Annotated in this window: 9 protein-coding genes; 5 read left to right on the forward strand and 4 right to left on the reverse strand. The window is 65.3% G+C overall.

All coding sequences use genetic code 11. The annotated features are described in order from the left end of the window. Nucleotides 1-42: 42 nt before the first annotated feature. The 4 genes from V7053_RS08530 to V7053_RS08545 all read right to left on the reverse strand — a co-directional run bounded on the left by V7053_RS08530 (nt 43) and on the right by V7053_RS08545 (nt 3,874). Nucleotides 43-891 carry a S1 family peptidase gene (locus tag V7053_RS08530; protein ID WP_334171848.1) on the reverse strand — a complete coding sequence of 283 codons (849 nt, stop codon included), beginning with the start codon at nt 889-891 and terminating at the stop codon, nt 43-45. Between the two features lie 71 nt (nt 892-962). After that, entirely contained in the window at nt 963-1,199 is a 237-nt protein-coding gene (locus tag V7053_RS08535; protein ID WP_334171849.1) for a hypothetical protein, read from the reverse strand. 555 nt (nt 1,200-1,754) lie between these two features. Beyond that, complete coding sequence (locus tag V7053_RS08540; RefSeq protein ID WP_334171850.1) at nt 1,755-2,336, reverse strand: histidine phosphatase family protein; 582 nt, start codon at nt 2,334-2,336, stop codon at nt 1,755-1,757. After that, nucleotides 2,333-3,874 carry a CCA tRNA nucleotidyltransferase gene (locus V7053_RS08545; RefSeq protein WP_334171851.1) on the reverse strand — a complete coding sequence of 514 codons (1,542 nt, stop codon included), beginning with the start codon at nt 3,872-3,874 and terminating at the stop codon, nt 2,333-2,335. The genes V7053_RS08540 and V7053_RS08545 overlap by 4 nt, the downstream gene beginning before the upstream one ends. Nucleotides 3,875-4,021: 147 nt before the next feature. On the opposite strand from V7053_RS08545, the gene V7053_RS08550 reads away from it, so the two are divergent. From V7053_RS08550 to trxA, 5 genes are all read left to right on the forward strand, one after another. Next, a complete protein-coding gene (locus V7053_RS08550; protein ID WP_334171858.1) occupies nt 4,022-4,528 on the forward strand; it encodes an NUDIX hydrolase in 507 nt (168 codons plus the stop codon). 7 nt (nt 4,529-4,535) lie between these two features. Further along, nucleotides 4,536-6,563 (forward strand): murein biosynthesis integral membrane protein MurJ, encoded by a 2,028-nt coding sequence (murJ, locus tag V7053_RS08555; protein WP_334171852.1) that lies wholly within the window; start codon nt 4,536-4,538, stop codon nt 6,561-6,563. A gap of 125 nt (nt 6,564-6,688) precedes the next feature. Further along, complete coding sequence (locus tag V7053_RS08560; protein WP_334171853.1) at nt 6,689-8,377, forward strand: ABC transporter substrate-binding protein; 1,689 nt, start codon at nt 6,689-6,691, stop codon at nt 8,375-8,377. A gap of 223 nt (nt 8,378-8,600) precedes the next feature. Continuing rightward, nucleotides 8,601-9,581, forward strand: coding sequence for a thioredoxin-disulfide reductase (gene trxB / locus V7053_RS08565; RefSeq protein ID WP_334171854.1), 981 nt, complete (start codon nt 8,601-8,603; stop codon nt 9,579-9,581). A 29-nt stretch (nt 9,582-9,610) separates the two neighbouring features. Beyond that, entirely contained in the window at nt 9,611-9,940 is a 330-nt protein-coding gene (trxA, locus tag V7053_RS08570) for a thioredoxin (RefSeq protein WP_334171855.1), read from the forward strand. The last annotated feature ends 2,119 nt before the right edge of the window (nt 9,941-12,059 follow it).

The raw sequence follows: 12,059 nt of genomic DNA on the forward strand, positions 1-12,059 counted from the left end.
CCCCCGGCTCGGCCGGGGGCTGCGGCTGGACAGGAGCGTCCGCTAGGAAGCGGGCGTCGTCTCCGCGTCAGAGATCCACGTCTGGATCGACGCGAGGTCAACGCGCTGCAGGCCGTCGAGCGCGAGGCAGTTCCTGTTGCCGAAACTCGTGAGGCCCACGATCTGATCGTTGAGGAACACGGGTCCACCCGAGTCGCCCGAGCAGATGCCTCCCGTGTCCTGCGCCGGGTTCACGTTGGCGTGGGTCGTGAAGATCTGCGGGCCCACGCTCTGGAGGGTCATGTCCACGGAGCGGCGGATCATGGGGTAGGAGACCGGCACCCGCCGCTGCGGGCCAGAATCGGGCTTGGCGAGCTCCGCTCCGTAGCCGACGGCCGTCACGACGGTCTTCGGGACGTCGCCCGGAGCGATCGCGTCCAAGGTGCCGGGCGCCGCGAGGGAGTACGGCTCCTGCGAGACTGGGCTGTCGAGCTTGATGAGGCCGACGTCGTTCCAGTTGTTCTTGTCAGTGAAGTTCGAATAGGCCGGGTCCGTCACGGCGGTGCCCCAAATACGGCCGGCGAGGTCGGTCGGCGAGTAGCCCGCGCTGGGATCCGCAGCGGTCGGGAAGCCAGCCGGCGCCTGGTCGGCGATGACGGAATCGAACGTCACGAGGGTCTTGCCGACCGTCCCATCCGTGCAGTGCCCGGCCGTCAGGACCACGGTCGGCGAGATGAGCGCGCCCGAACACCGGAAGCGTCCCTGCGCCGTGTAGAACACGATCATCGCCACGCCCGGGTGGGCATCGCCGTCGGCGGTCCCGCCGGTGCTCGCGTGAGCGGGCGCCGCGGCAAAGGCCAGACCGAAGGCGGCCGTGAGCGCCGCCAGGGCGGCAATGAGTTTCCTGCGCATTGTCCCTCTTCCTCGAGCACGCACGTGCCGTCACCCGGATTGTTGACGAAGCCGAGGCTCCCCGCCCGAGATTACCGCAGAGTCAACATGAGTGACATTTCGCGATGCACTTCGGCGCGGTGCGTTTCGATGCGGCCCGCGTCGATCCTCATCGACAGGACGCGGACAACCCGACCGAGCACGGCGGTCACCTCCTCAGGAAGCGGAACGACGGACGACGGCGGGTGGCCCACCTCGGTGACGCGGTCCGACGGCTGTTGGGAATCGGCTCGAGGACCGAGCCGCAGGGCATGGCGAAGCGAAGGCACGGCAATTCCTTAAGAAGAAAGGCACGCAGAATAGCGTGCGAAAGCACGATAAGAGGGACTGTCATCGCCGCAGAAGGAAGGCAAGCGAAATCAATTGAATTCGCCGCGCGCGGCAACGGGTAGATCATCCGAAAATTCTGAATTCGGAGTCACAAGGCGGCGACGCCCCCTGTCAGAATGTCCACAGACCGATCGGACTCGACCCATGGACCCTCATGAGAGGCGAGGGACGGCGCCGTGAAGCGGGGGCAGTCAGCCCTGAGCAGCGACGAATGCTGGGCGCCGGGATGCCGGGAGCAGGCCACGGTTCCGGCGCAGGGCGAAGACCCCGCGGAAGAACGCCTCCGTAGTCGTCATGTCCCTACCCCCTTCTGCTGCCGAATGGCCCAGCGTCTAAATGCACCGGGCCTAAATGCACCGGGCCTAAATGCACTGGCCTAAATGCACTGGCGGCCCGAGTGATCGAGGCGAGCGAGCCTCGCGAGCACAGAGTAAAGCTAGCTCAGCTCTCGAAGAAAAGGCAAGTGTAAAAGCAGAAGAAATCCGGGAAAGGCGTTAAAGTCCCCACGCCTCGACTGCGGGAGTCTTCTTGTCCCAGCCCAGGCGGCAGACTTTCGCCGTCCCGAGAATGAAATGCCGGCCCTCGACAGGGACCATCCCGAGCCACCGCGCTGTGAGGATCCGACAGAAGTGACCGTGCGCCACGAGCAGTGCATTCTCGACGCCGGAATGGAGGACGCGCTGGACGATGAGGTCGGCGCGGGCGCCCACCTCATCGAGGGTCTCGCCGTTGGGGACGCCGTCCTTCCAGATCAGATAGCTCGGATTCTTGCGCCGAACGTCCGCCGAACGCACGCCCTCGTAGTCGCCGTAGTCCCACTCCACCGCGTTCGGCTCGAGTTCCGCGTCCGGGAAGCCGGCGAGCTCCGCCGTCCTCCGCGCACGCTGAAGAGGCGAGGTGAGCACGAGGCCGAAGTCCACGCCGTCGAGCGTCCCCTTCGCCGCGCGCGCCTGGTTCTCGCCCTCGGAGGTGAGCGGGAGATCGGTGAGCCCTGTGTACTGGCCGCTCTTGGACCACTCCGTCTCGCCGTGCCGGAGAAGCCACAGCCTCGGCAGTCCGAAGTCCTCGGTGCTCACTCGCTCTCCTTCTCCTCTTTAACAACGTCTGTTCCGGCTTTGGCTGCGTCTGTACGGGCGTCTCCAATGGTGTCTGTGCCGCCGTTCTCCGGCTGGGCACCCCACCATTCGAGCAACTTCTCCCGCGCTGCTTGCTCGCCCGCTGGTCCATGCTCCATGCGCTCGTCCAGGAGGTACCGGTAGGCCCTGCCCACGAGGGGCCCGGGCGGCACGCCCAGGATCTCCATGATCTGCTGGCCGTCGAGGTCGGGTCGGATCGACGCCAGCTCCTCCTGCTCGGCGAGTTCGCCGATGCGCTGCTCAAGATCGTCGTAGGCGAAGGAGAGGCGTTCCGCCTTGCGCTGGTTGCGCGTCGTGACGTCCGAACGCGTGAGCCGGTGGAGCCGCTCGAGGAGGGGCCCGGCGTCGGTGACATAACGGCGGACCGCAGAATCGGTCCAGCCCGCGTCACCGTAGCCGTAGAAGCGCATGTGAAGCTCGACCAGACGCGCCACCGCTTTGATCGTCTCGTTGTCGAAGCGCAGTTCGCGCATCCGCTTCTTGACGAGTTTGGCGCCGACGACGTCGTGGTGCCGGAAGGAGACGGCCCCGCCCGGTTCGAACCGTCGCGTCGCCGGCTTGCCGACGTCGTGCAGGAGCGCCGCAAACCGGAGGACGAAGTCCGGGCCGGGGACGGGCCCCTCGGGCCCGGTCTCGAGGGCTGCCGCCTGCTCGAGGACGGTCAAGGAGTGCTGGTACACATCCTTATGGCGATGGTGTTCGTCGACTTCGAGCCGAAGCGCGCTCACTTCAGGGAGCACGGCGTCGGCAAGGCCCGTGTCGACGAGGAGGTCGACGCCGGTGCGGGGCGCGGCTCCGTTGATCAGCTTCACCAGCTCGTCGCGGACGCGTTCCGACGACACGATGGTGATGCGTCCCGCCATGGCCGTCATCGCATCGCGGACCTCGGGCGCGACGTCGACTTGGAGCTGGGAGGCGAAGCGCGCTGCGCGCATCATGCGCAGGGGGTCGTCCGAGAACGAGTCTTCGGGAGCGCCTGGCGTGCGGAGGATCCCGGCATGCAGGTCGCGGACGCCGCCGAAGGGGTCGACGAGCTCGAGCGACGGCAGACGCAGCGCCATCGCGTTCATGCTGAAGTCGCGTCGCCCGAGATCGCCTTCGAGCGACCTGCCGAAGGCGACGACGGGCTTCCGCGACTCCGGATCGTAGGCTTCGGCCCGGTACGTCGTGACCTCGATCTGGAAGCCGTGCTTGCGCAGACCGATCGTGCCGAAGTCCCGGCCGATCTCCCAGAAGGCGTCGGCCCAGCCCTTGATGACGGACAGGGTCTCGTCGGGAGTTGCGTCGGTGGTGAAGTCGAGGTCGGGCGACGAGCGGCCCAGGAAGAGGTCCCGAACCGGTCCGCCGACGAGTGAGAGTTCGAACCCGGCGTCGACGAAGCGGCGCCCGAGTTCGAGCGCCACGGGCTCGACGGCGAAGCCGACGGACGGTGAATCAGGCGCCGTCGTCCGCGCCCACTGCGAGTCTTCTCCTGCCATAGCCCTTAAAGCTTCGCAGATCGAAGAGGCACTTTCAGATCCGAGCGGCGCAGGCGCACCATGAGTCATCGCGAGAGGCTTCTGGTTAGAGTGGACTGCATGGTGATTCCGCTGCCGAGCGATCCTCAGAAGAGGAGGGGTGCGCCGCTGCCGTCCGCGATCGGACCGCACGTCGCCCCAGCGGGTCAGACCTATATTCACTCGTTGCCGACCGTCGAGGAGATCTCTGCGGGCGGGGTCATCGTGGACACGGACAACCCGAATCTTCCGGTGGCGATCATCGCCCGGCTCAATCGGGGGGGACGACTTGAATGGTGCCTGCCCAAGGGGCACCCCGAGGGCCGCGAGTCGAACGAGAGCGCGGCGGTCCGCGAGATCAGCGAGGAGACAGGCATCGACGGCCGGATCCTCGCGCCGCTCGGCAGCATTGACTACTGGTTCACGGTCACGGGACACCGTGTTCACAAGACTGTCCACCACTATCTGCTCGAGGCCGTCGGCGGGGAACTGACCATCGAGAACGATCCCGACCAGGAGGCCGTCGACGTCGCGTGGGTGCCTATTTCCGAACTCTCGCGTCGCCTCTCATTCCCGAACGAGCGGCGCATCGCGGACCTTGCCCGGGAAGTCCTCCCCGAGCATCTTCTGAAATGACCGCTCGATGACCGCTTCGACAGCCCGCGGCTCGGAGGCGAGATCCAGCGCCATCATGGCCGTCGGGACCCTCCTCTCCCGCGTGCTCGGCTTCCTGCGCCAGCTGCTCCTCGTGTATGCGCTCGGACTCGGTTCGACGGTCACGGACACGTTCGTCAACGCGAACAACCTGCCGAACCTCATCTTCCTGCTCGTGGCCGGCGGCGTCTTCAACACTGTCCTTGTGCCGCAGATCCTCAAGGCAAGCCGGGCCCCCGACAGGGGGGCGGACTACATCAGCCGCCTGCTCACTTTGGGCGTCGTCGTCACGTTCGTCCTCACGGCGCTCGTGACGGTCGGCGCGCCCATCGTCATGCGGCTCACCACGTCCGACTACAGTCCCCAACAGCTCGCGCTCGCGACCGTCTTCGCGTACTGGTGCCTCCCGCAGATCTTCTTCTACGGGCTGTATGCGCTGCTGACCCAAGTCCTCAACGCGCATGGGGCCTTCGGTCCGGCGATGTGGGCGCCGCTCGTGAACAACGTCGTCGCGATCGCGGGCCTCGGCATGTTCATCTGGATCTTCGGAACCAACGCCGCCAATCCGCACACGATCGAAGCCTGGGGCACTCCGCAGACTCTGCTGGTCGCTGGGGCCTCGACCGTGGGCGTCGTCATCCAGACCACAATGCTCTTCATCCCGGTCGGCCGGCTGGGCCTCGGCTTGCGCCCCAGATTCGGATGGAGGGGCGTGGGGCTCGGCGCGGCGGCCAAGATCGGGGTCTGGACGCTGGCAACCACGGCAGTGGGACAGCTGACGTTCCTCTACCTCATGAAGATTGCTTCCCAGCCTGGCGCCGTCCGCGAGCAGCTCCGCGAGGCCGGCAACCCTTCGTGGCAGTTCATCCCGGGCAACACCGTGCTCGAGATGGCGAGCCAGCTCTATCTCCTGCCGCACTCGATCATCGCGCTGTCCCTCGCCACCGTCCTGTTCAATCGGATGACTGCTGCGTCTCAGGCCGGAGACCGCCGAGGCGTTCGGATAGCGCTTTCTCATGGACTGCGAACCATGGCCGTCGCGACCGTCTTCAGCGCGCTCGCGCTGTTCGCTCTGGCAGCGCCGCTCGGCAGATTCTTCTCGGGGGGCTCGGCATCGGACGGCGTCATGCTCGCGCAGACGCTCAGCATCCTCGCGCTCAGCACGCCATTCCTCAGCGCAAACTTCATGATGTCGCGCGTCTTCTACTCCTACGAGGATGCAAAGACGCCGTTCAAGGTCCAGGTCTGGCTCGGAATCCTCAACGTCGTGGGCGCAACGGTCATCCAGTTCCTGCCCGCCCGCTACATCATCTTTGCGATCGCCACGCTCTACACGGTCGGCAACATCCTCTCCGTCGTGCTGAGCGGCGCCTATCTGCGGCGCAAACTTGGCCACCTCGACGGTGTGACAGTTGCTCGCTCATACATCCGGATGGGCTACGCAGCGTTGGGGGCGGCCGTGGCTGGCGGTCTCGCTGTCTGGCTGCTCGGTGGACTCTCCTCCAGAGGCTTCATTTGGAGCTCGAGCTTCGCGGCGCTGCTCTCCATCATCGTCATCGGCGTCGCAATGCTGCTCGTCTACCTTGTCCTTCTCCGGCTCTTCGGCGTGACCGAGCTCAGGGACCTCCTGCGCCCCATCATGGCGCGGCTCACAGGGCGCGGCGAGCCCGCGCCGTCGTCCGCTCAGACAGCGCACGACGCCGGTGCTGGCGCCAGCTACGACGCGGGCGCGGGCTACGAGGGCGCCCGCTTCGAGGGGGCTGCATTCGGGGATGCCGGCCACGGCAGCGCGGCCCCTGGGCACCTCGAGGAGCCCGTACCGCGGCAGCCCGTCTACGCCCTTCGCGAAAGCGCCCCGACCCTCTCGGACGACACGGGAATCATTCCGCGCATCTCCGGACAGTTCGATCCCAGCATGTACCGGGCCCGGCCCGAATCTGCGCGGCAGGAGCCGCTCCCAGGCCGCAGGACCTACCAGGGCCCTCCGGGACGCAACCCGCACTTCCGCGACGTCTGATCCCTTCCCGGTCACAGCGCGTGCCGTCAAGTGGAACGGGCGGTGGGGATGCCGTCCGCTAGGATCGAGTGATAGCAAGCGCCCGGCATGTCCGGGCTGGCGGGGCAGACGTTCAGGAGGTACCCGTGTCCCAGTCCATCGACGTCGGCAGTGTGCTCGGCGGTCGGTACAAGGTCACGTCCTCGATCGTCGAGTCGCACGACGGAGATCTGGTCTTGGACGGAGTGGATCAGATCCTCAACCGTCCGGTCAGCATCCTCGTGTCTGCACCCCACAACGCCCAGCAGCTCGCACAGAGCGCCCGGGAAGTCGCCACGGGCGAACGTCACGTCGGCATTCAGGTGCTCGACCTCGGCACGAGCCATGAGGCGACCTACCTCATCACGAACCACGCTCCGGCTGCCGACCTTCTCGACCTGATCGTCGCCCAGGACGCGCCGTACGTCGAGCCGTTCTTCACCGATACCTTGGGGAGCGAAATCTTCGGCGAATCGCGCTCGCGCGAGCCAGAGACCTACGACGGCCTCTACGAGCACGGCGACCACGATTACATCCGTTACCCGAGTGCGCACCCGGATGACGACCCAAACTCCCGACCCGAGGCTCCCCGGGAGCAACGCCCTGCACCACCCGTGCCGCCTCGGCCGGTTCCGCCGCCTCCCTCAGCGCCGCCTCGCTCAACTGAGGGCGCTTCGGAGGGTTCCCGCGGTGGATCCGACGGCGCCGCGGCCGCTGGTGCCGCGGCGGCCGCCGCTGGCGCCTCAGCTGCGCCGCAGCTACCGAACCCGCCAAAGGTGACGCCTTGGCCCACGCCCGCTGGGCCGTCTGATCAGGGCACTCCCGCCTCTCAGGCTCGGCCAGCCAACCGTGCCCCTGCCACTCCAGCGGTCGGGCAGCCGGCCCAGTACCCGGAATCAGCCCGGCCCGGCGACCCCGCAGAGTATGGTGCACCCGCTGCACAGCCCGGGCCGGCTCAGTACGGCGAGCCTGCAGAGTACGGCGACGCGACGCAACCCGTGCAGAAGTCCCCCGCGGCCCCCGCCGGTCCGGCTGGCCCCGCGCGCGGTGCTGCCTTCCCAGCTGAAGCAAGAGGCGCCGGTTGGGGCACCACCTCGGATCGGATCTTTGACAGGGACGACGATCTCGAAGAGGACGACGAATCGACCCGGCCGAAGTCCGTGCCGTGGCTCGTCGGAGGAATCCTCGCCGTCGTTCTCATTGCGGCCCTGATTTTTGCGTTCACCACACTCGGAAGTGTCTTCCAGCCCCAAGCCAGCGGTTCCAAGTCGGCGTCCAGCGCCCCCTCCGCGTCTGCAACCCAAGGCAGTGCCTCAGCCGGGCAGACCCAGGCGCCCGCACCCGTCGTGACACCGGTCATTGATTCGGTGACGCGCCTCAACCCCGGCGATCTGACGTTTGCGGACCAGTTCGACTCCAAGCTCACCTCCACCTATGACGGAAACCCGGCGAGCTACTGGTCCGACATGGAGTTCGCGCGCGAGGACTGGGGCGGATTCGCCAAGAGCGTCACTCTCGCAGTCAAGCTCAAGGACGTTTCGGACATCAAGCAGGTCGAGCTCGACCAGCTCGGGGCAACGGGCGGCAGCGTGAGCGTATACACGAACGCGACCCCCGACCTGGCCGGCGCTGCCCTGGCCGGCACGAGCTCGTTCAACGGTCCGCAGCTCGTCTTCCAGCTGCCAACCGCGGTCAAGGCCCAGTACGTCCTCGTTCAGATCAACGCCCTTCCCCGGCTCGCGAATTACAAGGTGTACCCGTACGGCCTTCGGCTCGCGGAGATCAAGGTCCAGTAAGCGCACGACGGCGGCCTCCGCCTGCGCTGGAAGGGCGCCTTGGCTCGCGAGGGCCGGGGCGCCCTTCGCGTGTCATTCCGTGACGTGTCGAGGCCGTTTCAATGCCACCCCCACCGCTTCGGTACGCTTGAAGGGCGACGGCTCGGAATACCGGGGCTCGTCAACATGTTGTGAGCTGTGGACGTACGGAGTCCAGCACGTCAGAAGAAGAGGTTATTCGCCCGTGAGCACTGCCGATAGCAACGCCGCCGAGGTGCGGGACGTCATCGTCGTTGGATCAGGCCCCGCCGGATACACGACTGCCATCTACACCGCACGAGCAAACCTCAAGCCGTTGATTTTTGCAGGTTCCGTCACTGCTGGCGGCGAGCTCATGAACACGACCGAGGTTGAGAACTTCCCGGGCTTCCCCGACGGAGTTCAAGGTCCCGAGCTCATGGACAAGCTTGAGCAGCAGGCCGCGAAGTTCGGCGCCCAGATTGAGTTCGAAGACGTTGCATCAGTAGACCTCGAAGGTGAGGTCAAGCGCGTGGTGCTCGGCAACGGCGAGGAGCATCTTGCTCGCGCCATCGTCATCGCAACGGGGTCTGCCTATCGCGAGCTTGGCCTCCCCAACGAGAAGCGACTCTCCGGCCACGGTGTGAGCTGGTGCGCTACGTGCGACGGTTTCTTCTTCAAGGACCAGGACATCGCCGTGATCGGCGGCGGCGACTCGGCGATGGAAGAAGCTCTGTTCCTCACGAAGTTCGCCCGGTCCGTGACGGTCGTCCATCGACGTGATTCGCTGCGCGCTTCGAAGATCATGGCGGACCGCGCTCTGGCGCACGAGAAGATCAAGTTTGCTTGGAACAGCGAGGTCGCTGACGTGCTCGGCGGCGACAAGGTAACCGGCCTAGTACTCCGCAACACGGTCGACGGTTCTGAATCCGAGATTCCGGTCACCGGCGTTTTCGTAGCAATCGGCAACGATCCTCGCACGGATCTCGTCAAGGACACTCTTGCGCTCACCGCCGAGGGCACCATCGCAGTTGAGGGCCGCACGTCCCGCACTAGCGTCCCTGGGGTGTTTGCTGCCGGCGACGTCGTTGATCCTACCTACCGCCAAGCGATTACCGCAGCCGGATCGGGTTGCGTTGCAGCTTTGGACGTTGAGCACTACCTCGCGAACCTCGAAGTACCCAGCTTCGCCGCCCAGCAGGCCTGAATCCTCACCCATCAGATCGGAAGGCAGACATGAGCAACGCCAAAGACGTTACGGACGCGCAGTTCACGGACGAGGTACTCCTCTCCGAGAAGCCGGTCATCGTCGACTTTTGGGCTGAATGGTGCGGACCGTGCCGCAAAGTTGGCCCGATTCTTGATGACATCTCGGTTGAATACTCGGAGAAGGTCGACGTTGTGAAGGTGAATGTTGACGACAATCCCAACATCGCCGCCGAGTACGGCATTACCTCCATTCCCGCTGTCTACCTCTTCGAGAAGGGGAAGGTGACAGGAACGGTGATCGGCGCGCGCCCGAAGCAGTACTTCGAGAAGGAGTGGTCCGAAGTTCTGAGCAAGTAGCAACTCTAGCTTCCTGGAAGGGCGCGACCGGCGGTTGCGCCCTTTCTCTTTGCCGTCGAGCATTGGCATCGACGAACTAGCTCTCCGATTTCCACGAAGTAGCTCACGACCTCCTGTTCCGCCCCGGAACCCGCACTGAAACGGCCCCGGCGTTTCACGTGAAACATCGCCGTCGTTTACGCCCATTCCCAGCAGGCAGATAGCAGGAATGCTTCCCATCGATTTTCACCGAAGCACGTGACAACCAGATAGTGATCCGGGAGGACATGCATCTTCTTGGGGCAAACACGAGGAAACGCGCTCTTACAAAGCGCAGGAGCGGGAAATTGGTCAGCCTGGTAGCTGTCTGCAACCTCTCTGTCTTCTGCCCCCAAGCCGGCAGCCGTGCAAGCCGGCAACCGTGCGAGCCTCTCGACTTCAGTACCGCACCCGGCTCCCGACTCAAGGCCCTCGATTTGCTGGACCTGATTGATCGTGCCAGCCTTGGCACATCCTGATGCCCAGCAGGAGCGCGCTCACCATTACCGAATTCAACAGAGCTCGCCTTTCGAGTGGCGCGGTCATTTCAACACGGAGGGACCCTGGCTGGCGGAATCTCCAGACCCTCACCTGCCCAACACGGCCAGACCAACCCGCCCAATCTGGCCCACCCCGAGCGCGCCCGCTTTTCGCTAAGCGACCGACGATTATCTCCTGAACGCGGTTGAAGAGACGTGGATAAGGATCCTCGCCCGTCACTTCGCGCTCTTGAACGACCTCTCGAGGGAGTCCCCTACCCCTAGTCCTCTACCCCTAACGCGCTACGGCCAGACGTACCAAACCGAACGAGAACGCTAACATCGTGGCTGAAATGCGTGGGCATCCAGGCCTGCGCAAAGAACCCCTTGTTTACGCCAAGACCAACTATCACACGGGTCCAGTTTTTGGCTCTGGAACACTGATGGGGCCGTGACCCGACAGCGACGGCAAACGGGATGAGGGGAAGTGCATCATTGCGCCCCATCCGGCGCGTGATCCAACGTCATGCACTTCAGAAGCGTGCTAATGCCGGCTGCTCGGGGCAGAAGCCGGCAGTTGTGACGGCAATCTGCTCCGGGAGCGAACTGGGCGGGTCAGTCTGGTTCACGCGGCAACGCCCGAGTTCAGGGGCAACGCCGGGGCGCCCAGGCAAATACCCTGACTTTCTGGAACGACCCCGGTTCCAGGATGGGAAATAGCTCCAGCAAAGCGCCACACGGGCCATGTGGCGGCACGTACTTACTCATAGAGGGCTCAGGTCCCGCCATGCTCGTCAGGCCAGAGCGGTGAAGGCGACCGGTGACCACCCCTAGTTCGAGTACACGGTCACGCGCTTCAACTGCAAGTTTTCAAGACACGACTTAGGACTGGGTTCATCCCGCCTAGCTCTGTCTTTAGAGGGCTATCGCGCCCCGCCGAAACTCGCGGGTCTCTCCCGCATTCTGAACATGCCGCAGCCGGGGGGAGATACCGAGATGAGAATAGCCGCAGCCGCCGTCCGCTTCCTCGTCGCGCGACGACCGCTTAGTCCGACGTCGATCCCCCGGTTTACGGAAACCGGCGATCTTCGGCAGCTGAGCCCGTTGTGCGCTGCCCCGATGGTCCATTGCGAGAGCCCGGGGGCGACGCTGACGTTTCACGTGAAACGATGCGAATCGGTTAAGAGGGGGGTCACGTGAAAAGCTGGACGGCCCCCCGAAGCCAGACCCCGTATGTCGGGCTCAGCGGACGCCCTTTGCGCCGCGAGCCCGGAGCAAAGAACCCCGTTACGAATGACGGGTCGCCTTGGAGCTCGGGGCCAGCAAGTCTGTCACTCCTTTTCGCAGATCCCCGACGCGGAACCGGCAGATCTGGGACACCGAAACCCCCGCCTCGGGCGTCATGCCGCACGCGGGCCGACAGCCCTATTTCCCGTAGCCCCCGATAGGCGCCCCGAGACCTCCGCCGCTGTACCAAACCAGATCCTCGCACCGGAAGCCTACCGCACGCCACCCTGCCATCTTTGCGGCAACTTACCGTCACGGCCAGCGATGAACCGCTCGCCACGGCCCGCGCCTCGTCAAGCTGTCAGGCGTGCCACGAGGTACCGGCGAGCCCGCAT

Source organism: Sinomonas sp., assembly GCF_036848755.1.
Lineage (GTDB): Bacteria > Actinomycetota > Actinomycetes > Actinomycetales > Micrococcaceae > Sinomonas.

Excerpts from the sequence above, each read along its gene's own strand:
- murJ (WP_334171852.1), top strand. The coding sequence starts at position 4,536 with ATGACCGCTTCGACAGCCCGCGGCTCGGAGGCGAGATCCAGCGCCATC.
- trxA (WP_334171855.1), top strand. The coding sequence starts at position 9,611 with ATGAGCAACGCCAAAGACGTTACGGACGCGCAGTTCACGGACGAGGTA.
- V7053_RS08530 (WP_334171848.1), bottom strand. The coding sequence starts at position 891 with ATGCGCAGGAAACTCATTGCCGCCCTGGCGGCGCTCACGGCCGCCTTC.
- V7053_RS08545 (WP_334171851.1), bottom strand. The coding sequence starts at position 3,874 with ATGGCAGGAGAAGACTCGCAGTGGGCGCGGACGACGGCGCCTGATTCA.